Annotated in this window: 27 protein-coding genes; 11 read left to right on the top strand and 16 right to left on the bottom strand. The window is 59.3% G+C overall.

All coding sequences use genetic code 11. The features are described from left to right. The coding region (locus BO74_RS14415; RefSeq protein WP_496443075.1) for a transposase at nt 1-273 on the bottom strand (273 nt) is incomplete at its 3' end. Between BO74_RS14415 and BO74_RS14410 the strand changes: the two genes are divergently transcribed. From BO74_RS14410 to BO74_RS14400, 3 genes are all read left to right on the top strand, one after another. Further along, nucleotides 251-1,141 (top strand): TRAP transporter substrate-binding protein, encoded by an 891-nt coding sequence (locus BO74_RS14410; RefSeq protein ID WP_496443078.1) that lies wholly within the window; start codon nt 251-253, stop codon nt 1,139-1,141. The two genes, BO74_RS14415 and BO74_RS14410, sit on opposite strands and share 23 nt — an antisense overlap. A gap of 83 nt (nt 1,142-1,224) precedes the next feature. Further along, nucleotides 1,225-1,728 carry a TRAP transporter small permease gene (locus BO74_RS14405; protein ID WP_496443074.1) on the top strand — a complete coding sequence of 168 codons (504 nt, stop codon included), beginning with the start codon at nt 1,225-1,227 and terminating at the stop codon, nt 1,726-1,728. Nucleotides 1,729-1,731: 3 nt separating this feature from the next. Continuing rightward, the gene (locus BO74_RS14400; protein WP_496443073.1) at nt 1,732-3,018 is read left to right on the top strand and encodes a TRAP transporter large permease; all 1,287 of its coding nucleotides are present in this window, start codon (nt 1,732-1,734) and stop codon (nt 3,016-3,018) included. Between the two features lie 46 nt (nt 3,019-3,064). On the opposite strand, the gene nagZ is transcribed toward BO74_RS14400, so the two are convergent. From nagZ to BO74_RS14325, 15 genes are all read right to left on the bottom strand, one after another. Next, the gene (gene nagZ, locus BO74_RS14395) at nt 3,065-4,048 is read right to left on the bottom strand and encodes a beta-N-acetylhexosaminidase (RefSeq protein WP_496443072.1); all 984 of its coding nucleotides are present in this window, start codon (nt 4,046-4,048) and stop codon (nt 3,065-3,067) included. Nucleotides 4,049-4,090: 42 nt separating this feature from the next. Beyond that, a complete protein-coding gene (acpS, locus tag BO74_RS14390) occupies nt 4,091-4,468 on the bottom strand; it encodes a holo-ACP synthase (protein WP_496443071.1) in 378 nt (125 codons plus the stop codon). Continuing rightward, on the bottom strand, nt 4,465-5,229 hold the full coding sequence (locus tag BO74_RS14385; protein ID WP_496443070.1) for a pyridoxine 5'-phosphate synthase: 765 nt from the start codon (nt 5,227-5,229) through the stop codon (nt 4,465-4,467). Before BO74_RS14385 ends, acpS begins: the two co-directional genes overlap by 4 nt. After that, nucleotides 5,226-5,942: a DNA repair protein RecO gene (gene recO / locus BO74_RS14380; RefSeq protein ID WP_496443069.1), complete on the bottom strand. Its 717-nt coding sequence runs from the start codon at nt 5,940-5,942 to the stop codon at nt 5,226-5,228. Before recO ends, BO74_RS14385 begins: the two co-directional genes overlap by 4 nt. A 29-nt stretch (nt 5,943-5,971) precedes the next feature. Then, nucleotides 5,972-6,856, bottom strand: coding sequence for a GTPase Era (era, locus tag BO74_RS14375; protein ID WP_496443068.1), 885 nt, complete (start codon nt 6,854-6,856; stop codon nt 5,972-5,974). 5 nt (nt 6,857-6,861) lie between these two features. Then, nucleotides 6,862-7,542 (bottom strand): ribonuclease III, encoded by a 681-nt coding sequence (gene rnc / locus BO74_RS14370; RefSeq protein WP_496443067.1) that lies wholly within the window; start codon nt 7,540-7,542, stop codon nt 6,862-6,864. 8 nt (nt 7,543-7,550) lie between these two features. Further along, a complete protein-coding gene (locus tag BO74_RS14365; RefSeq protein ID WP_496443066.1) occupies nt 7,551-7,904 on the bottom strand; it encodes a DUF4845 domain-containing protein in 354 nt (117 codons plus the stop codon). Between the two features lie 16 nt (nt 7,905-7,920). Then, nucleotides 7,921-8,709 (bottom strand): signal peptidase I, encoded by a 789-nt coding sequence (lepB, locus tag BO74_RS14360; RefSeq protein ID WP_496443065.1) that lies wholly within the window; start codon nt 8,707-8,709, stop codon nt 7,921-7,923. Nucleotides 8,710-8,724: 15 nt separating this feature from the next. Continuing rightward, entirely contained in the window at nt 8,725-10,515 is a 1,791-nt protein-coding gene (gene lepA / locus BO74_RS14355) for a translation elongation factor 4 (RefSeq protein ID WP_496443064.1), read from the bottom strand. An 89-nt stretch (nt 10,516-10,604) separates the two neighbouring features. Further along, a complete protein-coding gene (locus tag BO74_RS14350; protein ID WP_496443063.1) occupies nt 10,605-10,847 on the bottom strand; it encodes a glutaredoxin family protein in 243 nt (80 codons plus the stop codon). A gap of 35 nt (nt 10,848-10,882) precedes the next feature. Beyond that, a complete protein-coding gene (locus BO74_RS14345; RefSeq protein WP_496443062.1) occupies nt 10,883-11,338 on the bottom strand; it encodes a SoxR reducing system RseC family protein in 456 nt (151 codons plus the stop codon). A gap of 3 nt (nt 11,339-11,341) precedes the next feature. Further along, nucleotides 11,342-11,941, bottom strand: coding sequence for an RNA polymerase sigma factor RpoE (rpoE, locus tag BO74_RS14340; protein WP_496443061.1), 600 nt, complete (start codon nt 11,939-11,941; stop codon nt 11,342-11,344). Between the two features lie 159 nt (nt 11,942-12,100). Continuing rightward, complete coding sequence (locus BO74_RS14335) at nt 12,101-13,072, bottom strand: hydroxyacid dehydrogenase (protein ID WP_496443060.1); 972 nt, start codon at nt 13,070-13,072, stop codon at nt 12,101-12,103. Beyond that, nucleotides 13,069-13,989 carry a dihydrodipicolinate synthase family protein gene (locus BO74_RS14330; protein ID WP_496443059.1) on the bottom strand — a complete coding sequence of 307 codons (921 nt, stop codon included), beginning with the start codon at nt 13,987-13,989 and terminating at the stop codon, nt 13,069-13,071. The genes BO74_RS14335 and BO74_RS14330 overlap by 4 nt, the downstream gene beginning before the upstream one ends. Before the next feature lie 15 nt (nt 13,990-14,004). Further along, on the bottom strand, nt 14,005-14,397 hold the full coding sequence (locus BO74_RS14325) for a hypothetical protein (protein ID WP_496443058.1): 393 nt from the start codon (nt 14,395-14,397) through the stop codon (nt 14,005-14,007). A gap of 197 nt (nt 14,398-14,594) precedes the next feature. On the opposite strand from BO74_RS14325, the gene BO74_RS14320 reads away from it, so the two are divergent. From BO74_RS14320 to BO74_RS14285, 8 genes are all read left to right on the top strand, one after another. Then, on the top strand, nt 14,595-16,514 hold the full coding sequence (locus BO74_RS14320; RefSeq protein WP_496443057.1) for a sigma 54-interacting transcriptional regulator: 1,920 nt from the start codon (nt 14,595-14,597) through the stop codon (nt 16,512-16,514). A gap of 163 nt (nt 16,515-16,677) precedes the next feature. Continuing rightward, entirely contained in the window at nt 16,678-17,130 is a 453-nt protein-coding gene (locus BO74_RS14315) for a tripartite tricarboxylate transporter TctB family protein (protein ID WP_496443056.1), read from the top strand. A 15-nt stretch (nt 17,131-17,145) separates the two neighbouring features. After that, nucleotides 17,146-18,654, top strand: coding sequence for a tripartite tricarboxylate transporter permease (locus tag BO74_RS14310; RefSeq protein ID WP_496443055.1), 1,509 nt, complete (start codon nt 17,146-17,148; stop codon nt 18,652-18,654). A gap of 81 nt (nt 18,655-18,735) precedes the next feature. Beyond that, a complete protein-coding gene (locus BO74_RS14305) occupies nt 18,736-18,993 on the top strand; it encodes a hypothetical protein (protein ID WP_496443054.1) in 258 nt (85 codons plus the stop codon). 48 nt (nt 18,994-19,041) lie between these two features. After that, nucleotides 19,042-19,485, top strand: a complete 444-nt coding sequence (locus BO74_RS14300) for a DUF192 domain-containing protein (RefSeq protein WP_496443053.1) — start codon at nt 19,042-19,044, stop codon at nt 19,483-19,485. Nucleotides 19,486-19,507: 22 nt separating this feature from the next. After that, complete coding sequence (locus tag BO74_RS14295) at nt 19,508-20,074, top strand: chorismate--pyruvate lyase family protein (protein WP_496443052.1); 567 nt, start codon at nt 19,508-19,510, stop codon at nt 20,072-20,074. A gap of 273 nt (nt 20,075-20,347) precedes the next feature. Next, complete coding sequence (locus BO74_RS14290; RefSeq protein ID WP_496443051.1) at nt 20,348-21,793, top strand: DEAD/DEAH box helicase; 1,446 nt, start codon at nt 20,348-20,350, stop codon at nt 21,791-21,793. Nucleotides 21,794-21,847: 54 nt separating this feature from the next. Continuing rightward, nucleotides 21,848-22,324: a DUF7931 domain-containing protein gene (locus BO74_RS14285; RefSeq protein ID WP_496443050.1), complete on the top strand. Its 477-nt coding sequence runs from the start codon at nt 21,848-21,850 to the stop codon at nt 22,322-22,324. Nucleotides 22,325-22,333 lie beyond the last annotated feature (9 nt).

Below are 22,333 nucleotides of genomic sequence, written 5' to 3'. Positions count from 1 at the left end.
ACATTTTTTTAGCAGATCACGCTCCAGTTTCACTTCCGCCAATTCCTTGCGCAGTCGCGCCAGTTCAATTTCCGTTTCCGTCGGCACCCTCTGGCCTTGCCCAACCTTCGCCAGGTTGCCTGTACGCGACGCCCGCACCCAATTGCCAAGACTGCTCTTTGGCACCGACAAGCGCTTCGCTGCCGCATCCACCGACAGCCCTTCCGCTTCCACCAGCTTCACCGCTTCCGCCCGAAATTCCAGCGTGTAGATCCCTTTCGGTAGTCGTTCCATCCTTGTCCTCCGTTCCTCACATTTTACGAAACGTTGGACTCCACTTTTTTCAGCCTACCTCACCAATGGCAAGGTCGAAGTCAGAGTGTTCCCGAACGACGCCTTGGGCAAGGAAATGGACCTGATCAACGGCATGCAACTGGGCACCGCCGACATGACCATCACCGGCGAATCGCTCCAGAACTGGGCACCGAAAGCCGCCCTGCTGGCCCTGCCCTATGCCTTCAAGGACTTGGCGGAAATGGACAAGGCGGTGAACGGCCCGCTCGGCGAAGAGATAAAGAAGGAAATCCAGGAAAAGGCCAAGGCCATCCCGCTGGCCTACTTCGCCCGCGGCGCCCGATACCTGACCAGCAACAAACCGATCAAGACCGTCGATGACGCCAAGGGACTGAAAATCCGTGTTCCGAACGTTCCGGTCTTCGTGCAGTTCTGGCGCGGCGTGGGCGCGCAGCCGACCCCGATGGCTTTCGGCGAAGTGTTTACCTCGCTGCAGACCGGCGTGATCGAGGCACAGGAAAACCCGCTCGCCCTGATCAAGTCGGCCAGCTTCTTTGAAGTACAGAAGTACGTGAATCGTACGGCGCACGTTCGCTCCTGGATCTACCTGGCGATCGGCGAAAAGTCCTTCAACAAGCTGAATGCCGAGCAGAAGACAGCTGTCCAGGAAGCCGCCAAGCGCGCACAAGCCTATGAGCGCGAGATCATGCTCGCGGACGAGAAAAAGCTGGAAGATGAGTTGAAAGCCAAGGGCATGACCTTCGTCGATACCGACCAGAGCGGATTTGCCAAGAAGGCGAAGGAAGCCGTGTTGGCCGCTGCGAAGGACGAACTGAAGCCGACGATCCAGAAGCTCTACGCCGACTGATCGAACGCCCCCCAGACAAACGCGGAAACCTTTCCGCGTTTGTCGTTGGTTCCATCCTAAAAAAACATAAGGGAGGCCGAACGATGGTCAAACTCCTGAAACAAATCGAACGCTTGATCAGAGGCGGCACGTGCCTCGCGTTCGCTGTCATGATCGTGGCAGTCGTCGTACAGGTTGTCGCGCGCACGTTCATGTCGCAACCGCCGATCTGGACCGAGGAAACGTCCCGCGTCGCACTGCTTTACATCATGGGCCTGGGGGTCGGCGCATCGTTCCTGACGGGCGATCTGGTCAACGTCGACCTGGCATTGATGGTCATGCCTGCGTGGCTGCGCCGGGCCTGCGAGATATTTTCCGCAGCAATCGTATCGGCCTTCGGTTTTATGTTGATCCCCGGCGCCTGGGAATTCACCGTATCTGGCGCAATGCAAACGTCGCCGGTACTACACGTCCAGATGCAGTACGTCTTCGCCTGCGTTCTCTTTTTCTCCGTGCTGCTTGGCGTATTCGGCCTGATCAAGTTCATCAGGCTCGTCCTCAACATTGCCGTTGCCGAGCCAACCGGCCACGCGTCGACAAAAGGGTGATTCATGGGAATTGCAATTCTTTTCGGCACGTTTATCCTTTGCCTGATCATCGGCATTCCGGTTGCCGTTTGCCTTGGTGTATCGTCCGTTGCCTATCTGGTTTTCTACGCGGACATCCCGCTTGTCGTCTTTCCGCAAAAGATATTCGCCGGCGTCGATTCGTTCGTCCTGCTCTGCATTCCCGGCTTCATCATGGCCGGTAGCCTGATGAACGGCGGCGGCATCACGGACCGGATCATCCGCTTTGCCAGCGCCGGTGTCGGCTGGATTCGTGGCGGTCTGGGCCTGACGAACGTGGCCGGCTCGATGCTGTTTGCCGGCATCTCGGGGACGGCAGTCGCCGAGGCCGCGTCGATCGGCGCCGTCATGATTCCCGGCATGAAAAAGGAGGGGTATCCGATCAGTTTCGCGGCCGCCATCACTGCCGCCGCCTCGACTGTGGGCCCGATCATCCCGCCCAGCGTTCCGATGATCATCGTCGGCGCCCTGACCGGCGTCTCCGTAGGACGCATGTTCATGGCGGGCGCCATCCCGGGCATCCTCCTCGGCCTGAGCATGATGCTGGTCTGCTATCTGCTTGCGGTAAAGAACGATTACCCGCGTCAGCCCTGGAAAGGCTGGAAGGAACTCTGGAATTCGTTTACCGGCGCATTCTGGGCCCTGATGCTGACGGCGCTGATCGTCGGCGGCCTGCTCAGCGGACTGGTCACTCCGACGGAAACCGCCATCCTCGCCTGCGTCTATGCGTTCGTGGTCGGCGTCTACATCTACAAAGGCATCGCGCTGCGTGAAGTCCCCAAGATCATGATCGACAGCGCGATTACGTCGGCAGCTCTGCTAGCGCTGGTCGGCATCGCCAACGTATTTGGCTGGATCATGGCCGCGGAGGAAATCCCGCAACGCATCGCCAAAGCCATGCTCACGCTGACCAGCGACAAAACAGCGATTATCCTTCTGATCAACCTCCTGCTATTAATCGTCGGGATGTTCATGGAGACGATCGCAGCATTGATCATCCTGTTCCCGACACTCCTCGCAGTGGCAACGAAGGTCGGCATCGACCCGGTGCATTTCGCTACGTTTGCCGTGCTGAACCTGATGATCGGCCTGACGACCCCGCCGGTAGGCGTGTGCCTTTTCGTCTGCGCCAACATCGCCAAGGCTCCGCTTTCCTCGGTGATCAAGGCGATATTCCCCTTCCTGACGGGGAACCTCATCGTGCTGCTTCTCGTTTCCTTCATCCCGCAACTGTCGCTCTGGCTGCCGAATCTGCTGTTCGGCGGGAAGTGACTCTCCGCGCGACGGACTCCGATCCTGCCGTTACAGGATCGGAGTATCAGGCAGCCAACTGAGCCGCAGCATCTACTCCAGCTTGATAGGCGGCAAGATCCTCGATTCCGCCAAACGCCACGTCCGGTCTGAGTTGCGCAATACGTTGCGAATGCACCGAATCGACGACCGGCCGCCAATGCTCGAGGACGTCCGAAACCTTGTCCGGCGCATTGCACACCAGAAGCATGTCGCAACCGGCACGCCACGCGGCCTCGACGCGCTCGACCACGCCACCAACGACACTAGCCCCCTCCATCGAGAGATCGTCGCTGAATATCACCCCGCCAAAACCGATTTCCCGGCGCAGCATTTCGATCCAGCGCGGTGAGAACCCTGCTGGTCGTTCGTCCACCGCAGGATAGATCACGTGTGCCGGCATCACCGCATCCAGAGCAAGGCGCCTGAACGGTTGCATGTCCGTTTCTATTTCGGCCAATGAGCGTCGATCGATGGGGATCGCCACATGTGAATCGGCCTCCACCCAGCCATGGCCGGGGAAATGCTTGCCACAGGCTTTCATCCCGGCTTGACGAAGCCCGGAAATCAGCGCTCCAGCTAACTGCACGACCACCTCGGGATTACGGTGAAACGAACGGTCACCGATCACCTGGCTGTTCCCCCAATCCAGATCAAGCACAGGCGTAAAGGACATATCTACGCCGTGATTTCTCAGTTCGCCGGCCAACACATAGCCAATTTGCCGTGCAGCGATCAATGAACGCTGTGCATCGTGCTCCCACAATTCACCGAGACGACGCATCGCCGGCAATCGCGTAAACCCCTCGCGACAACGCTGAACCCGCCCGCCCTCGTGATCGATGGCGATCAGCAACGAAGGAGAACGGAGCGCATGAATTTCGGCGGTCAGCGCCGACAACTGAGAGGGAGACGCATAGTTTCGCGCGAACAGAATCACGCCGCCGACGAGCGGATGAGTCAGTCGTTCGCGTTCCAGAGTCGTCAGCTCGTGACCGGCGATATCGATCATCAATGGTCCGAGCGGGAGCATCACAGACATGGCAACTCCAGTTCAGGCACGTTCGACAACGACGAAAGCGACGGCATACTCCACTTCGTCGCTGATCGACAGATGCGCAACGAGCCCACGTTCATCGATGTAGGCAGCCAGTGCCGGTGCGTAGCTGAACACCGGCTTTCCCTGCTCGTCATGCGCGACCGCGATGTTCGGCAAGGTAGCCGGCGCAACGACGCCGATTCCCATGGCCTTGCCAAGCGCCTCCTTGGCGGCGAAACGCTTGGCCAGGAAACGCGCTGGATCGCGCGCACGGGAAAATTCATCGAATTCGGACGACGCCAGCAGCTTTTCCAGTGCGCGCTGTCCATGGCGTTCATACAAACGCCCCACCCGCGCAACCGAAGCGATGTCGGTGCCTACACCGACAATCATGGCAACAGGGGTGACTGCGCAGCGGCCTCACGCATCAAGCGCTTCATTTCACGGACAGCTTCACGCAATCCTACGAACACCGCTCGGCAGACGATCGAATGGCCGATATGCAACTCGCGAATTCCGGGCAAGCGCGCCACGGGCTGGACGTTAAAATAGTTCAGCGCATGCCCCGCGTTGAAGCGCATGCCGAGATCGCGGATCACTTCGCCGGCTGCTCGGATTTTCTCCAGTTCGGCAACCACGGCGGGACTCTCTGCATCGCGCCCCTGCGTGTGAAACGCGTGCGCATAGGGGCCGGTATGGATTTCACAGACCCGTGCACCAATGCGCGCTGCTGCCGCCACCTGATCAAGATCGGCATCGATAAAAACGCTGCTGATGATTCCCGCATCCGCCAAGCGATCCACGGCTTCCTTCAATTTCGCTTCCTGCGCGACGATATCCAACCCGCCTTCCGTGGTGACCTCATGGCGACCTTCCGGCACGAGCATCGCCATTTCCGGCTTGAGGCGGCAGGCGATATCGACCATCTCGTCGGTCGCCGCCATTTCGAGGTTCAGCTTGATCTGCGTCAGCGTACGCAGCTTTTCCACATCGGCGTCCTGGATGTGGCGGCGATCTTCGCGCAAATGCACCGTAATGCCATCCGCGCCGCCGATGTGCGCCTCCACCGCCGCCCACGCCGGCTCAGGCTCGTAGGTCATGCGAGCCTGACGAATGGTAGCTACGTGGTCGATATTTACGCCCAATTCGATCATAGTTCTTGATACTCCAAAAATATCTTGCGTGTTTCGAGGGATTTTCCACCCAGGTAATGCGCAATCAGCGCTCGCATCAACTGCTTGGCTTCCAACAGGGAACGCGCGTCGGAAAAATCATCTGCGGCAAGATCAACCAAGGTCTTACCCCGGATCGCCAACGGCCCTTTCCCGGCTGCGTCGAGCCTGACCGGCCCGCGCTCGATCTCGTAGGCATAAAAGCCGTCCGGATCGACAGGATAGCCATCCACATCATGAAGAAGCAACAAGCCGTATCCCAGCTCCTGCAGGAAAGCCCGCTCGAAACAGCGGATGTCCGACTCACGGGGAGCCAAAGCGAACCGGCGCAGGATTTCCGCATAAAAGGAGAAAAGTCGCGGATGCGCGTCTTCGCGCGGGAGAAGGTTCACCAGGAGTTCGTTGAGATAGTAACCGCAGAACAGCGCCTTTCCCGTCAGGAGCGGCTGCCCGCCTTGCCACTCGGCCTTCATCAGGGTCTGCACCTCGCCCTTGCCAGCCCAAGACAGATCGAGCGGCTGAAAGGCCATCAGCAGCCCCCGCATGGCCGATCGCGCTCGCCTTGCTCCCCGCGCCAGCAGGGCGACGCGGCCATAATCCCTTGAAAAGGCTTCGACGATCAGGCTGGTTTCACGAAAGGGGTAGCTGTGCAAAACAAACGCAGGCTGCCCATCCACTTTATGTCGATGTTGCATCGATTCTCTATCGAGACTGGAACGGACGCCTATTCATACCCCAGGCTCTTGAGCAGGCGCTCATCGTCGGACCAGCCCGACTTGACCTTGACGAACACCTCAAGAAACACCTTTCCGTCGAACAGGCGCTCCATATCCTGACGTGCCTCGGAGGCAATGCGCTTGAGCGTCTCACCCCCCTTGCCGATGATGATGCCCTTGTGCGCTTCGCGATCGACGACGATCGCCGCATTGATCCGGCGCAATGCCCCGTCGATTTCGAACTTTTCGATCTCGACGGTCGACGCGTAGGGCAGTTCGTCACCGATCAGCCGGAAGACTTTTTCGCGGATGTATTCGGCGGCGAGAAAACGTTCGCTTTTGTCGGTGATATCGTCTTCCGCAAAAAGCAGTTCCTCGTGCGGCAGATGTTTGCGCACCTCGGCGAGCAAGTCCTTGAGCTGGCTTCCTTTTGTGGCGCTGACAGGAACGATGGCTGCAAACGGAAATTCCTTCGACAAGCTCGCCAGCAACGGAAGCAGACTGTTTTTCTCCTTGACCTCATCCGTCTTGTTGACTGCAAGAATGACGGGCTTGCCTTCCGGCAACAGCCGAATCACGGCGCGATCCTGCGCCCCCAAGACCCTCGCCTCGACGACGAACACCACCACGTCGACATCCGCCAGTGCCTGGGTGACACCACGGTTCATGGCGCGATTCAGGGCGCTAGCATGCTTCGTTTGGAAACCCGGGGTATCGACAAAGACGTACTGCGTGTCGGCTTCGGTAAGGATGCCGGCCACCCGATGACGCGTCGTCTGCGCCTTGCGCGAGACGATACTTATCTTTTCACCGACCAGCCTGTTGAGCAGGGTCGACTTGCCCACGTTGGGACGACCGACGATGGCTACATAGCCGGACTTGAAATCAACCATGATATTTACCGCTCATCCGTATTGAAGCTGAGCATTTCCAGCGCCTTTTCCGCCGCCATCTGCTCCGCCGCCCGCCGACTCCCGCCACGCCCCTCGGAGCGAATCTGCAGGCGTTCTATCTCGCAGGCCATGTTGAACACCTGGGCATGCGCCTCGCCATCGGTGCTGATCAAAAGGTATTTTGGCAAGGAAAAACGCCTTGCCTGGAGGTATTCCTGCAAACGGGTTTTTGCGTCCTTGATCGGTTTTTCAAGCGACAGCCGCTCAAGCATGCCTCCGTATAGTCGGCAGATAACCGTACTGGCGGCCTCGAAGCCACCATCAAGCCAGATAGCGCCAAACAGAGCCTCAAGCGCATCGGCGAGAATCGATGGCCGACTCGCCCCACCGCTTTTCAACTCGCCCTCGCCAAGACGAATGTACCCACCTAGCGCCAACGACAGCGCTAGTGCATGAAGAGAATCCTGCCGCACGAGATTCGCCCGCAGGCGGGACAAATCACCTTCGGGCGCATCCGGAAATTTCGCGTAAAGCTCCCGGGCAATCACCGCATTCAGAATCGAATCGCCGATAAACTCGAGCCGCTCGTTGTGTTGCGCGCTATGGCTCCGATGCGTCAGCGCGGCCGACAGCAACGACTTGTCCCGATAGGCATAGCCCAGCGCCTTTTCCAGAGAATCAACCATGCGATGACTCAACGCTCCGATGATGAACCCTGGAAGTCGATCAACAGACTGACATTGAGAAACAAGGGGATACGCCTCTCGTACTCGAAAGCGATGACGACTTCATTGCCTTCCTTGGAAATGTCCAGATCAGCCGCCGTGATCGTTTCGATGTGATCAACATCGGCATATTTGCCGAAAATGCTCCGGATTTCGGGAACCGTTTTCCCGCTCGAATTCGCTGCCGTAGACGCGACGATCTTCTTGATCTTGTAATAATCGATGACGTCGGGCGCCACCCGGATACCCAGCAAGGCCACCGCTGCTATAACCGCCCCCCAAACCAGCAGGCCTGACAAAGAAACTCCACGCTGATGTCGCATTTCCAGATTACTCCTTCTATTTGAACGAGCCGATACGCTTCAGATCGCCGAAATTGAGCCAGATGAAAAACGCCTTCCCGACGATGTTTTCGTCCGGAACGAAACCCCAATATCGACTGTCCCGGCTGTTGTCCCGGTTGTCACCCATTACGAAATAATGCCCCTTGGGAACGGTGCAGATTACACCCGCATTGTTGTAGAGACAATTCTCCCGGCGGGGGAATCGTGACACGTCCATGATGAACGCCGGCACATCCTTGTCGGTCAGGATCCGGTGCTCGAAACCGTTGACGCGCTCGACATACTGCTGCGAGTAGTACAACCGTTCAGGATGCAGATAATCATCCATCCGCACCTGTTCGACCGGCTTTCCATTGATGGTCAGGCGCTTGTTCTGGTACTCCACCTTGTCTCCCGGCAGCCCCACGATTCGCTTGATATAGTCGAGCGAGGGATCTTCGGGAAAGCGGAACACCATGACATCACCGCGTTGCGGCTGGTTTATGTCAATGATTTTCTTGTTGATGACCGGCAAACGGATGCCATAGGTGAATTTGTTGACCAGAATGAAATCGCCCACCTGCAGGGTCGGAATCATCGAGCCGGAAGGAATCTTGAACGGCTCGACGACAAATGAACGCAGAACGAACACAGCCAGGATGACAGGAAAAAAACTGGCGCCATACTCGACCCACCAGGGATCCTTTGCCCCCGGCGCCCGAAGCTTGCGGAAAAACACGACATCGGCCAACCAGATGGCTCCGCTCGCCAGCAAAAGGCAAAACAGGATCAGCGCAAAATTCACCGACAATCTCCTTTCTTATTTATCTACCCGAAGCACGGCCAGGAACGCCTCCTGCGGGATCTCGACCGAGCCGACCTGTTTCATGCGTTTCTTGCCGGCCTTCTGCTTTTCCAGAAGTTTCCGCTTCCGCGTGATGTCGCCGCCGTAGCACTTCGCCAGCACGTCCTTGCGCATCGCCTTGACGTTCTCCCGGGCGATGATATTCGAGCCAATCGCCGCCTGGATCGCCACGTCGTACATCTGACGCGGAATCAGCGAGCGCATCTTCGACGCCAGTTCGCGTCCCCGATAGACCGAGTTCGCCCGGTGCACGATGACCGACAAGGCATCGACCTTCTCGCCATTGATGAGGATGTCGAGCTTCACCACGTCGGCCGGACGGAACTCCTTGAACTCATAGTCCAGCGAGGCATAGCCCCGGGATACGGACTTGAGCTTGTCGAAGAAATCCATGACGACTTCGGCCATCGGCATTTCGTACGTCAGCTGCACCTGACGGCCGTGATAGATCATGTCGACCTGATTGCCACGCTTCTGATTGCACAGGGTGATGACGCTGCCGAGATAGTCCTGGGGGACAAAAACGGTGATGGTGATGATCGGCTCCCGGATCTCCTCCGTCTTCGTCACATCAGGCAGCTTCGCCGGATTCTCGACCTGGATGACATTACCGTCACGGGTCACGACCTCATAAATCACCGTCGGCGCGGTCGTGATCAGATCCTGGTCGAATTCGCGCTCCAGGCGTTCCTGCACGATCTCCATGTGCAACAACCCGAGAAAGCCGCAACGGAAACCGAAGCCGAGCGCCTGCGAAACTTCCGGCTCGAAATGCAGCGAGGCGTCGTTCAGCTTCAGTTTCTCCAGAGCCTCGCGCAGGGAATCGTACTGATTCGCCTCGACCGGATACAACCCGGCGAAGACCTGGGATTTGATTTCCTTGAAGCCTGGCAGGGGTTCGGCCGCCGGCCGGTCGACCAGGGTCAATGTATCGCCAACCTTGGCTGCCTGCAGTTCCTTGATGTTGGCAATGACGTAGCCAACCTCTCCCGCGGCCAGGCAATCCCGCTGCACGGCCTTGGGCGTAAAGACCCCGACTTGTTCGCACAAATACGTTCCGCCACTGGCCATGAGCCGGACCTTGTCCTTCGGCCGCAAGATGCCATCGACGACCCTCACCAGCATGACGACGCCGACATAGTTGTCGAACCATGAGTCGATCAGCAAGGCCTTCAGCGGCCCCTCCTCATCGCCTTTGGGCGCCGGGATGCGCTCGATGATCGATTCGAGAATATCCTCGACGCCCAATCCGGTTTTTGCCGAGGCAAGCACAGCGTTGGAGGCATCAATTCCAATGACATCCTCGATTTCCTGGCGCGCATTGTCGGGCATGGCCGACGGGAGATCGATCTTGTTGAGGACAGGCAGGACTTCCACGCCGAGGTCGATCGCCGTGTAGCAATTCGCCACGGTCTGCGCCTCGACGCCCTGCGAGGCATCGACGACCAGCAATGCCCCTTCGCATGCGGAGAGCGAACGCGACACCTCGTAGGAGAAGTCCACATGCCCGGGCGTGTCGATCAAATTCAGGTTATAGACCTGGCCATTGCGGGATTTGTACTGGAGCGCCGCAGTCTGCGCCTTGATCGTGATCCCCCGCTCACGCTCGATGTCCATCGAGTCGAGAACCTGCTCCTCCATCTCCCGCTCCGAGAGGCCGCCACACAGGTGAATGATCCTGTCGGCCAGCGTCGATTTGCCGTGGTCGATATGAGCAATGATCGAAAAGTTTCGAATGAATTCCAAACGCATTTTCCGCAATCAACAACCGTGAATACGATTACAAAAAAGGGTGCCAATGGGCACCCTGTTCAAACTGCCAAAGACGCCGGATTTTAGCGGAAATTTCCCAAATAATCACGGACTTTGGTTATATCAAGCACAGTACGACAAAGTTCAAGCCGTTCGTGCAAAAGCACGGGAATCACCTCGCCGTAAAGATTCTCCAGCGCCGGATCCGAATCGACATCGACGATTTCCAGACCAACCTGAAACTCGTCCAGCACCGGCAAAAGCGCCTGTTCCATGTCGTGGCACAAATGGCAATACGGCCGGGACAACAAGGTAAGCGACAACATCGCGATGGCGACCGGGGAGGTACAGACTACGCAGACTACGTCTTGCGACGAGATGCGCTCAGGTCCGACTGGATATCCAATTGATTCAATCTGCGCCTGTGGACAATCCCCCATGCCCCGGCAAGCCCGAGCACGGAAAAAACGATTGCCCCCAAGTCGCTGCCAATGACCGCCGATCCAACAATGGCGCCCAACAACACGCCCACCAGCGGAATGCCGTAACCCGCGATCACCCCACGATAAAGCGCGGCGCTCGACACGGAAACCATCACATCCTCCCCGACCGTGGCATGCTCGCGGTTCGGAACGGTCACTTCCTCGGGTCTGGCACAAAACACCTGCGTCAGTTGAACGCCACCACAGCCTCCCGGTTCGTGACACCGCCCGCAACCGCCCCGCGAATCCACCCTGACGGTGGCCAGATCGCCATCAACGCCAACAACTTTTCCGGGAACGTCAATCATGTCGTGAAAACCGGACAGGAACGCCAATAACTACCATCGCTGATCGGGCGCAGTATCCAGCAACGGCCGCAACTTCTCGGCAACCGCCTCGCGCGCACGGAAAATCCGGGAACGAACCGTTCCGATCGGACACTTCATCTCGAGCGCGATCTCTTCATAGCTCAGTCCTTCGATCTCACGGAGCACGATCGCGTTACGCAGTTCATCGGGCAACGCCTCCATGGCCGCATTGACCGTCTGACCGATCTGCTTCGACTGCAACAGTCGCTCGGGCGTGTTGATGTCATGAAGGAGTTCTGCATCGTCGAAAGACTCCGCCTCGTCCGAATCGAATTCCGTTGACGTTGGCGCGCGCCGCCCTCTCGCAACCAGATGGTTCTTTGCGGTATTGATGCCGATACGGTAAAGCCACGTATAGAAAGCACTTTCTCCGCGAAACGAGGGCAACGCACGATAGGCCTTGATGAAGGCTTCCTGGGTAACGTCCTCAACCTCGGCCTGGTCGCGAATGAAACGGGATAACAGTCTGCCCAGCTTGCGCTGGTACTTTCCGACCAATTGCTCGAATGCGCGCTTGTCGCCCGCTTGTGCACGCTCGACCAACGCCTGGTCTATTTCGCGTTCGCTCATTATCTGCAATTTCCCCGTCAGCCTTCGCTTCGTGATTACAAGCCGGAAGTATAGCCTATCGCTGGATTATAAGTCGGCCCTGTTTTACTTGACGGGAATCGGCTGTCTTGCTCGAACCGGAGCCGCCCCTTCACTCAGGACGACTCCACCGGAGGCGAACTATTTCCAGCGGGAATGCTGAAACACCTCGGGATTCGCCACATGCGGCCAGCGTTCGCCGCGCAGCACAGCCAACGTTCCTTCAGCCGTCAGTTTTGACGTCCTCGAGGCCGATTCTTTGGTCAGAGCGGCCATATGCGGCGTGGCGATGAAGTTGGGTAACGAGAAGAGCTGATTCTCCTTCTTCATCGGCTCGTCGGCCATCACATCCACGGCCGCCCCCGCCAGACGCCCCGAACTCAGCGCCTCGAACAGCGCCGCCTCGTCCACGATCTCGCCACGAGCGCAGTTAATGAGAAACGCCCCGGGCTTCATGGCCGAAAACTGTGGCGCCCCGAACATGTTTGCAGTCTCTTTGGTCGCTGGCATATGCAGCGAGAAGATGTCGCACGTTTTCAACAGACCGTTCAATTCGGGCTCATGCTTGAATCCAAGGTTCTCCACGACTTCGGCGCGGACAAACGGGTCGTACACGGAAACCTCCATCTCGTTGTTCCTGCAGATCCGCGCCGTCTCCTTGCCGATATGCCCGAAACCGGCGATGCCGACGCGCTTGCCCAGCAGTTCGATGGCAGCGTACTTGTTGCGGATGCCAAACTCGCCCTTGGCGGTTTTTTCGTGGCTTTCGTAGACGTTCTTGGTAATCGCGTAGATCAACGCCACGGCGTGCTCGGCAACGGAGCGCAGGTTCGTTCCCGGCGCGACGACCACCGGAATGCCGAGTTCGGTCGCCGCCGCGACATCGACGGTATCGACGCCCACGCCCGGGCGCGAGATGACGCGCAGGTTCGGGCAGGCTGCCATGAGTTCGCGCCCGATGCGGCCGACGCGCAGCACGATGCCGTCGGCTTCCTTGGCCAGATCGAGGTTGTTCCTCAGGTCGGACGAATCGGCCACGACGGTTCGGGCGCCCTGCTCCAGAACCGCCATTCCGTCCTCGTACAAACGATGGGACAGCAGCACGACGCTCACGCTTTCACCTCCCGGAATTCCTTGATCAGCTTCCAGATTTCCTCGATCTTCGCGTCGATGCGCTTTTCCTCGTCGGGCTGGATCGGCTCGGTCGGGCGGATGACGCGCTTGTCGCAGAAACCGAGCCGGCTGATCGCGTACTTGGTCGAGGCGGTCTGGCTCTTCGTCATCGGCCAGATGGCCGAGATCTCGGAAATGAGGTCGTTGCAAGCCATCGTGTTGGCGATGTCGCCCTTGCGGCCATACTCGTACATCCGGACATGCGGCTCCGGGAACAACGGGGCCATCGAGGGGATATAGCCATCGGCACCGAGCAGCATGCTGGCGGCGGCCAGATTGGTGGCGCCCTGATGCAGCACGAAGTCGGTGCCCTTGAAATGAGACAGACACTTCTGGAAATCGGGGAAGGAACCGGACGTATCCTTGTAGCCGACGACCTTGTCGATTCGGGCGATCTTGAAAATGGTTTCCGCTTTCAGCGTCTGCCCGGTAAACGGCGGAATGTTGTAGATGAGCAGGTCGGCAGCCGTCTGACGGGAGATATCCTCGAAGTGGCGAACCGTCTCGTCCTGCGTCGCGTGGCGCGCGTAAAACACCGGAGTAATCACCGCGGCGGCATCGCCCATTTGCTCGAGTCGCTTGGTGTTTTCGATCACGCGACGGGTACTGCTGTCCATCACGCCCGCCATGACCGGCACACGGCCGGCGGTTTCATCGATCGCGATCTTGATCGCACGATCGCGCTCAGCCTGGGTCAACGCAAGACACTCGCCGTTGGACCCCGCGACAAAGATGCCGTGAATGCCATTCTCGATGCAGTGGCTGATCAGCTTGCGGAAGCCTTTCTCATCGACGTTTTCATGCTCGTCGACCGGGGTGATGATCGGCGGGATCACGCCGATGTATTTCTTGGCCATGCAGTTTCTCCTTTTTCAGTCGTTCGTCGCGTTGAGTATTTCTTCGGGGCGGATGTTGTCGACCTGCCCGTATATGCAGAGCGCGTCGATGAAGCCCCCTGTTCCATATTCGAAGACGTGCCACTCGAGTTCGTCGAAATGCAGCACGACATCCTTTCGCAACATCACCTTTTCGTTGAGGCAATCCTTCGACGGACCTTTCCTGACCCAGCCATCCTTGGCCTCGATCACGTAAACCGTTTCCTCGGCATGCTGGTGCGGCTCCATCGGTCCGCTCTCCGCCGAATAGTGCGCAAAGGAAACCGTCATTTTCTTGCTGTCGGAAGATGAGTTTTTCCCGACGGCACGCTGGATGATTCGTCCCGGCAGCTTGTCCTGCTCGATGTCGTCCCTCTGTAGTACGCGCATCACTGCACTCCCTTTTTGCTAGATATGCTGAATTGATCGGACGGCACGCAGGGCGCACCTCAACACGCTTCTAGCAGAACCTGTGCCACCTTGTAACGTGATGTTTTAACTACTTTTTCATTCACTGACGCAGTCCATGTGTAACTCTTATTTGTTACACTGGTAACGACGCCCATCATTTCTTCCACGGACAAAAAATGCCGAAAATCACTTTGCTCACCTCGGACCCGGATTTTTTCGAGCAGTCGGGCAGTGTCTGCAAGGAACTCGGATTACAAAGGGAAATTGATCTTTGCCTGACACACCTTTCCGAAGCCCCTCGCGTCACACAGCGGCTGCAGCAAGAAGGCGTCGACGTCATCATTGCGCGCGGCGGGCTTGCGTTGCTGATCCTTGCCGCCGGCATCAACATTCCGGTCGTCGAAGTCGTCATCACCGGGCAAGATCTGGCGCGCATTTTTCTTGACGCGCGGGAAATAACCGGGCTCGAGCAACCGAGGGCGGCATTCATCGCGTTCGACAACATGGTGGCCGATGTCGAAATCATTGCGCGCATCACCAACGTGGATCTGACGATCTATCGCTTGCAAACCAACGAAGACATCCCCGTGATGATCGATGCGGTTGCCGATCTGGGTTACGACATCATCCTTGGCGGCACGAAAACGGTCGCGTTGGCCAAAAAGCGCGGTCTGCGCACAGCGCTTTTGCAGTCGGGAGAGCTGTCAATAAAGAACGCGATTCTGGAAGCACAAAAGATCGCGCAGGGGCGGCTGATCGAGAAGGAGGAATCAGGAAAATTCAAGGCGCTGATCGACTTCTCGCTCGAAGGCATCATCAGCGTCGATCGCGAAAAACTCGTTCAGATCATCAATCCGGCGGCACAGCACCTGCTGAATTGCTCCGCCCGTGAGACGTATGGGCAACCGATAAGCGCGTTGCTGGACATCCCGGAGATCGACCGCTGCATCGAGGAAGGTCACGAAATCCGAGGGCATGTGATGCAGCATGACAACCTCTGGCTCAGCCTGAATCTCGGACCGATCATCGTGAACCAGACGCCGATCGGCGCCTTCATCACTTTCCAGGAAATCAGCCGCATTCAGGAAGCCGAGGCAACGATCCGCAACGAAGTACTCTCAAGAAAGTTGTACGCGAAGTACACCCTGGACGACATCCAGGGACGCTCCCCGCAAATCATGGAAGCGAAGCGGATCGCCCGGGAAATCGCACGTACCGACGCCACCACGCTGATCATCGGCGAATCCGGCACCGGCAAGGAGCTTTTTGCCCAGGGCATGCACAACCTGAGCGACCGCAGGAACGGTCCGTTCGTCGCCATCAACTGTGCCGCCCTGCCCCCCAATCTTCTCGAAAGCGAGTTGTTCGGCTACGTCGAGGGGGCCTTTACCGGCGCGACAAAAAAGGGGAAAGCCGGTCTTTTTGAAATGGCGCATCGCGGAACGCTGTTTCTCGACGAAATCTCCGAGATGGACAAATACGGACAAAGCCGGTTGCTGCGCGCACTCCAGGAGAAGCAGATCATGCGTCTCGGCGGGGAAAAGAACATTCCGGTCGACGTCCGCGTCATTGCCGCATGCAACCGCAACCTCCCTCAACTCATCGAGGCCGGCCAGTTCAGGCAGGATCTTTACTACCGACTGAAAGTGCTGGTACTCAACCTGCCACAACTGCACCAGCGCAGTGGTGACGTCGAGTTCCTGACGCGTGAGTTCGTCAAGCGTTACGGCCACCAATACAAGCGACGCATCGACCTGACTGCCGACGCCCTCGCGGTACTGTCGCGCCACCCCTGGCCCGGAAACGTCAGGGAACTGATGCATTTCATCGAGCGCCTGACCGTGACCGCCCGAAGCCCGGAAGTCGATGCGGACAGCGTTTTACGGCTGCTCGACGATCGCGAGTACGAAAACCTTGGATTCCCGATTTCCGATACGCCCGTAAAAAAACAAGCAACGGAGGACGCGCTGATCCTCGCCACACTCGAATCCAACCGTTACAACATCAAGAAAACGGCGTCGGATCTCGGCATGTCGAGACCGACGCTCTATCGAAAGCTCCGTCAATACCGGATTCAAATCCAGAAAACGTTCTGAGCTTCGAACATATCGACGTGCCGTCACGCGAAAAAGCTGGCGGCAAGCAGCACGCCTTACCCCTTCGCGGCGTAAAATCACGGCTTTTGCGAAATCGGACCATCGGTGCCTCGGCACCCTCGCCAGCCTTTTCGGCGCCTGTTTTGTCCGAGGAAATCCAAACATGAAAATAGAAAGCCAGCGCGATTTCGTCTCCGGCATCGTGCTCGTCATCGTCGGCGCCGCATTCGCCATCGGCGCCACCAACTACGACTTCGGTTCTGCCTCGCGCCCGGGACCGGGTTACTTTCCCTTCGGTCTCGGCCTTCTCCTCGCCGTTCTCGGACTCTTCATCCTCTATACGTCGCTGAACAGGGAATGCGGCGATGGCGACCCGATCGGCAACATCCCCTGGCGACCGCTGATCTGCATCGTTGCCGCCCTCGTCTTTTTCGGCTTCGCCTTGCCCCGCCTAGGATTTCTCATCAGTTTCCCGTCAATGATCGTCATTACCTCGGCCGGCAGCCGCGAGTTCGCCTGGCGGGACGCCCTGCTCAACGCCGTTCTCCTGACAGCGTTGTCTTGCGGGCTGTTCGTTTACGGCCTGCAACTGAACATTCCCCTCTGGCCAGCCTGAACCACTCGAAGAAAAATGGACCTGCTCAACAATCTTGCCCTCGGCTTCCAGACGTCGCTATCGCTGATCAACCTGGGGTACGCCTTCCTCGGCGCCATGCTCGGTACGCTGATCGGCGTGTTGCCCGGACTCGGTCCGATCGCCACGATCGCCATGTTGCTGCCCTCGATGTACTCGCTGGAGCCAACCTCGGCGCTGATCATGCTCGCCGGGGTTTTCTACGGTGCGCAATACGGCGGCTCGACAACGGCCATCCTGATCAACGTTCCAGGAGAAGCCTCCTCGGTCGTCACCGCTCTCGACGGCTACCAGATGGCCCGACGCGGACGCGCCGGCGCCGCCCTGGCCACCGCCGCCCTCAGTTCGTTCTTCGCTGGCACCATTGGCACGCTGGTCGTCGCCGCCTTCGCCCCGCCGCTGACCGAACTGGCGTTCGAATTCGGCGCGCCGGAGTACTGCGCCCTGATGTTCCTCGGCCTGATCGGCGCCGTCGTTCTCGCCTCGGGGTCGCTGCCCAAGGCGCTGGCGATGGTGATACTCGGCCTCCTGCTCGGGCAGATCAACACCGACGCGATCACCGCTGTGCCGCGCTTCAGCTTTGACATCCCGGAGCTGACCGACGGCATCAGTTTCGTCGTGATTGCGATGGGGCTGTTCAGCTTCGGCGAAATCATCTCCAACCTTGGAAAGCCTGCCCAGCATCGGGAGGTCATGATCAAGCGGGTTTCTGGCCTGATGCCGACGGCGCGCGACATCAAGGACTCGGCCCCCGCGGCGCTCCGCGGCACTTTGCTGGGGTGCGTGCTCGGCGTGCTGCCCGGCGCCGGCCCGATCCTGGCCTCGTTCTCCTCGTACACGATTGAAAAAAAGCTGGCCAGGCGTCCCGAAGAATTCGGCAAAGGGGCCATTCAGGGTGTCGCCGCGCCGGAAGCCGCCAACAACGCCGGGGCGCAGACGGCGTTCATCCCGATGCTCACGCTCGGCATCCCGACCAGTGCCGTCATGGCACTGATGATCGGCGCAATGACGCTGATGGGCATCCAGCCCGGCCCGCAGGTGATGACCAGCAACCCCTCGTTGTTCTGGGGGCTGATCACCTCGATGTGGATCGGCAACCTGATGCTGGTCATCCTCAACCTGCCGCTGATCGGCATCTGGGTCAAGCTGCTGACCGTCCCGTACCGCTTCCTTTTTCCGGCCATCATGGCCTTCTGCGCGGTCGGCGTGTACACGCTGTCGAACAACACCTTCGATGTGTATTGTGCCGCCGCCTTCGCGGTCATCGGCTTCCTGTTCCACAAGCTCGGTTTCGAACCGGCGCCACTGATCCTCGGCTTCATCCTCGGTCCGATGATGGAAGAGAACCTGCGCCGGTCGCTGCTCATGGCCAGGGGCGACTGGGGAATATTCATTTCCCGGCCGATCGCTGCGGCCATGATCGGCCTCGCCTTCCTCCTGATGATGGCGATCATGCTGCCGGCAATCAGCAAAAAGCGCGAAGAGGTGTTCGTCGAAGAGGAATAGGCAGCGTGCTTCACCCCCGGAAGCACGCCGCACGCTTTGGAATAGAATGGCACGTCCGCAACGCAAACTCAGCACGCAATCATGAGTACAACAACGCGCCTCGCCACGCTGGCCGCAACCGTCATCGCGCTTTGGCAGCTGCCCGCCTACGGCGTCCCCAAGGCGGCCGAACATAAGGATGCGCCTGTCGTCATCGTTCCCGATGTCCCTCGACCGAAGCCATCGGCGGTCCCAAAGAAAAAGGAAGTCAGCAAGAAAAAAGCCGCGCCGAGCGCAACGAAGAAGCCCCACAAGCCGGCAAATACCGGCAAAAAGCCGAAGAACCGCACAAAACAATAGCGGCTGCGAACCGCCACCCGCCCAACGACCGCCAACGACGGAGTCCCCATGCGCCTACTGATTCTGGCCAACGCACTCATTTTCCTGACGCCCCCCGCCCTCGCCGAATTGTCACGCCTGCCGCGCATGGAACTCACCGCGGGATTTCACCGGATCGAGGCCGAAGTCGCCGCCGACCAGCCCAGCCGGATGCAAGGGCTGATGATGCGCAAGAGCATGGCAGCCAACCAGGGAATGCTGTTCGTCTTTCCCAACTCGGAACGGCATTGCATGTGGATGCGCAACACGCTCATCCCGCTATCGGTGGCTTTCCTCGACGACCAGGGAAAAATCCTGAACATCGAGACCATGCAACCACAGACCGAAAGCAACCATTGCGCAGCCGCGCCCGCACGCTTCGCGCTGGAAATGAATAAAGGCTGGTTTGCGGCAAAGGGCATCAAGGCAGGAATTCGCATCGGCGGCCTGAAGCGATCCCCCGCCCCACGGTAAATCTTCCACCGCGAACGTCAACATGCAAAAAACAGACCGTTCCGGATGGTGCAGGCGCATCCTGCGCACCGGAGACAACGCCTTGATCCGCCCCTGGCTCACTGACCGTGATTCACTCACGGAACGCCTGAGCGCACTCGGCACCTTCTCGCTCGCACGCCTCTCGCAAGGATTGAGCCGGCCAACGCGCGACGAGGCCCGCGTTCTCGGTTTGAAACCCAAAGCGCTGGTACGGTCCCGCGAAGTCACCCTGTTCTGCAACAATCGACCGGTCGTATTCGCCCACACCATCCTCCCGCGCCGCCCCCGCGGTCCGCTGACCGGCTGGATGGACCGTCTGGGCAATCGATCACTCGGCGCGCTGCTCTTCTCGCATCCCGGTTTTCAGCGCGGCCCGCTGGCAGCGCGCCGGATCGACAGGCGACATCCACTCTTCCGCCCCGCGCTGAACGCGCTGCAACTTGCCGACGCGCCCCCCCCCCTCCTGTGGGCCAGACGATCGCGCTTTACCTTCGGCAAACAGACCGTACTGGTCACAGAGATCTTTTCGCCCGAATTGCGAAAATTTTTCTCGACGCCAACGAAATAGGCGAGTAGAATCCGCGCCTTTCGTCGACCGGACCAACCGTCCGCGCAACGACGGATACGCGCTTCGCGAACCTTGTTGCATTCCTAAAGCCCTCCTGCCTACTGGTGCCGCTCCCTGTCGCACCGCCCTGGCACAAAGCTTTGTGCCGAGACATCCGAATTCCTCTGCGCAGGCAGAATCATTCATCTCTCGTTCGATGGTTGGCGTTGCATTTCCCTGTGCGACCGTGTTCCTTTCCGGGCAACGCGGCGCCGACCCTTACGAAAGACTCGAATGACCTTTGCAGAACTCGGACTTCATGAAGCCGTACTCAACGCCTTGACCGACGCGGGCTACGCCACGCCGACCCCGGTCCAGGCGCAAGCCATCCCCGCCGTCCTCGCCGGCCACGACCTGCTGGTTTCGTCGCAAACCGGATCGGGCAAAACAGCCGCCTTCATGCTGCCCGCCTTGCACCAACTGGCCCTGCAGGAACGCCGCCCGTTCGTGCCACTGCATCGCCCGCGCTCCCGCGACGGCAAGCCGGCAAACGGCCGCGGCAAGGATCGGCCGCGCGTGCAGTTCCAGCCCGCCAAGCCACGCATGCTGGTCCTCGCCCCGACCCGCGAACTGGCGCTGCAAGTCACCGCCGCCACCGAAAAATACGGCAAGTTCATCCGGCATCTGAAGGCTGTGGCGATCCTCGGTGGCATGCCCTATCCGAAGCAGATGGACCTCCTCGCACGCAACCCGGAAATTTTGGTAGCCACGCCCGGACGCCTGATCGACCACATGGAGTCGGGGAAAATCGATTTTTCCGAACTGCAAATGCTCGTTCTTGACGAAGCCGACCGGATGCTCGACATGGGCTTCATCGAGGATATCGAAAAGGTCGTCGCCGCCACGCCCACTTCGCGGCAGACACTGCTGTTCTCGGCGACGCTCGACGGTACCATCGGGCGCGTCGCACGCGAGATCACCCGCGACGCGACCCAGATCGCCGTCGCCGCCTCGCACGCGAAGCACGAAAACATCGAACAACGCCTGCATTTCGTGGATGACCTTTCGCACAAGAATCGCCTGCTCGACCACCTGCTGCGCGACGTTTCCATCGACCAGGCCGTCGTCTTCACCGCAACCAAGCGCGAGGCCGACACGCTGGCCGACCGACTGAATCTCGCCGGCTTCAGCGCCGCGCCACTGCACGGCGACATGCACCAGGGCGCACGCAACCGGACGCTGAACGCCATGCGCCGCGGCCATGTGCGCATCCTCGTCGCCACCGACGTTGCCGCACGCGGGATCGACGTGCCGAGCATCACGCACGTCTTCAACTACGATCTGCCCAAGTTCGCCGAAGACTACGTGCACCGCATCGGCCGTACCGGTCGTGCCGGGCGCAATGGCATCGCTGTCTCGCTGGTCAACCACGGCGAGAGCTTCAACGTTCGCCGCATCGAGCGCTTCACCAAGCAGTCCATCCCCGTGGAGATCGTGCCCGGGCACGAGCCGATGCACCGTCCTGCTGCCGCCAAGCCGGGCCGTGCAGGCAGCAAGAATGGCCGCCCGGGCGGTAGCGCAGGAAAGGCAAAAGCCGGCTCTGACCGCTGGACGCACGCGGAACGCCGGAACGGACACCCGTCGAAACCGGCACCCGCGCACCGCGCCGCTGCCCCGGCGAAGCACTCCCGGGAATCCGGCACGGCACGGCGCCCAGCCCCACAGCGCCGCGAAGGCTGATCGGCCCACCCTGTTCCGGTTGCGCTATCCTTGCCAACGCAAAGGAGGTCCGCAATGCAACCGGAACTGATCACCAGTTGGGCCGAGCACGACCACTCCCTGGAGAAAATCCTTCTGCTCGCCAGACGGGCTCTGCGGATTTTCGACGAGGATCTCTCCCGCCTCGGTCTGGAACGCGCGGAAAATGCGGATATTCTGCGCCGCTTCCTCGCCGCCGACCGACACAACACGCTGCAAATCATCCTGCGTGACGGCGAACCGTTCCGGCGCAACAGCCCGCGCCTGTTCAAGCTGCTCGGTGACTACTCCGCAAGCATGACCGTCACGGAAAGCCTACCGCTTCCCGGAACCCCCAAAGACGCCATGCTGATCGCCGACGATTGCCATGCGCTGATCCGCTTCCATGAGGACCAGGTTCGCTCAAAGGCGATTGTCGACAACGCCGCCGAATGCCGTAGTTACCTTTTGCGCTTCCACGAGATTCAGCACGAGGGTGGAACCGCCATCAGCGCCACGACGCTCGGACTGTGAAGATTTTTC

This window comes from Propionivibrio pelophilus DSM 12018 (genome assembly GCF_059569095.1).
This window is presented reverse-complemented; position numbering and strand designations above follow the sequence as displayed.

What these genes read in the sequence shown, in the direction of transcription:
- BO74_RS14405 (WP_496443074.1), top strand. Translation starts at nt 1,225, where the DNA reads ATGGTCAAACTCCTGAAACAAATCGAACGCTTGATCAGAGGCGGCACG.
- BO74_RS14400 (WP_496443073.1), top strand. Translation starts at nt 1,732, where the DNA reads ATGGGAATTGCAATTCTTTTCGGCACGTTTATCCTTTGCCTGATCATC.
- nagZ (WP_496443072.1), bottom strand. Translation starts at nt 4,048, where the DNA reads ATGATCGATATCGCCGGTCACGAGCTGACGACTCTGGAACGCGAACGA.
- acpS (WP_496443071.1), bottom strand. Translation starts at nt 4,468, where the DNA reads ATGATTGTCGGTGTAGGCACCGACATCGCTTCGGTTGCGCGGGTGGGG.
- BO74_RS14385 (WP_496443070.1), bottom strand. Translation starts at nt 5,229, where the DNA reads ATGATCGAATTGGGCGTAAATATCGACCACGTAGCTACCATTCGTCAG.
- recO (WP_496443069.1), bottom strand. Translation starts at nt 5,942, where the DNA reads ATGCAACATCGACATAAAGTGGATGGGCAGCCTGCGTTTGTTTTGCAC.
- era (WP_496443068.1), bottom strand. Translation starts at nt 6,856, where the DNA reads ATGGTTGATTTCAAGTCCGGCTATGTAGCCATCGTCGGTCGTCCCAAC.
- rnc (WP_496443067.1), bottom strand. Translation starts at nt 7,542, where the DNA reads ATGGTTGATTCTCTGGAAAAGGCGCTGGGCTATGCCTATCGGGACAAG.
- BO74_RS14365 (WP_496443066.1), bottom strand. Translation starts at nt 7,904, where the DNA reads ATGCGACATCAGCGTGGAGTTTCTTTGTCAGGCCTGCTGGTTTGGGGG.
- BO74_RS14350 (WP_496443063.1), bottom strand. Translation starts at nt 10,847, where the DNA reads ATGTTGTCGCTTACCTTGTTGTCCCGGCCGTATTGCCATTTGTGCCAC.
- rpoE (WP_496443061.1), bottom strand. Translation starts at nt 11,941, where the DNA reads ATGAGCGAACGCGAAATAGACCAGGCGTTGGTCGAGCGTGCACAAGCG.
- BO74_RS14330 (WP_496443059.1), bottom strand. Translation starts at nt 13,989, where the DNA reads ATGGCCAAGAAATACATCGGCGTGATCCCGCCGATCATCACCCCGGTC.
- BO74_RS14325 (WP_496443058.1), bottom strand. Translation starts at nt 14,397, where the DNA reads ATGCGCGTACTACAGAGGGACGACATCGAGCAGGACAAGCTGCCGGGA.
- BO74_RS14320 (WP_496443057.1), top strand. Translation starts at nt 14,595, where the DNA reads ATGCCGAAAATCACTTTGCTCACCTCGGACCCGGATTTTTTCGAGCAG.
- BO74_RS14315 (WP_496443056.1), top strand. Translation starts at nt 16,678, where the DNA reads ATGAAAATAGAAAGCCAGCGCGATTTCGTCTCCGGCATCGTGCTCGTC.
- BO74_RS14310 (WP_496443055.1), top strand. Translation starts at nt 17,146, where the DNA reads ATGGACCTGCTCAACAATCTTGCCCTCGGCTTCCAGACGTCGCTATCG.
- BO74_RS14305 (WP_496443054.1), top strand. Translation starts at nt 18,736, where the DNA reads ATGAGTACAACAACGCGCCTCGCCACGCTGGCCGCAACCGTCATCGCG.
- BO74_RS14300 (WP_496443053.1), top strand. Translation starts at nt 19,042, where the DNA reads ATGCGCCTACTGATTCTGGCCAACGCACTCATTTTCCTGACGCCCCCC.
- BO74_RS14295 (WP_496443052.1), top strand. Translation starts at nt 19,508, where the DNA reads ATGCAAAAAACAGACCGTTCCGGATGGTGCAGGCGCATCCTGCGCACC.
- BO74_RS14290 (WP_496443051.1), top strand. Translation starts at nt 20,348, where the DNA reads ATGACCTTTGCAGAACTCGGACTTCATGAAGCCGTACTCAACGCCTTG.
- BO74_RS14285 (WP_496443050.1), top strand. Translation starts at nt 21,848, where the DNA reads ATGCAACCGGAACTGATCACCAGTTGGGCCGAGCACGACCACTCCCTG.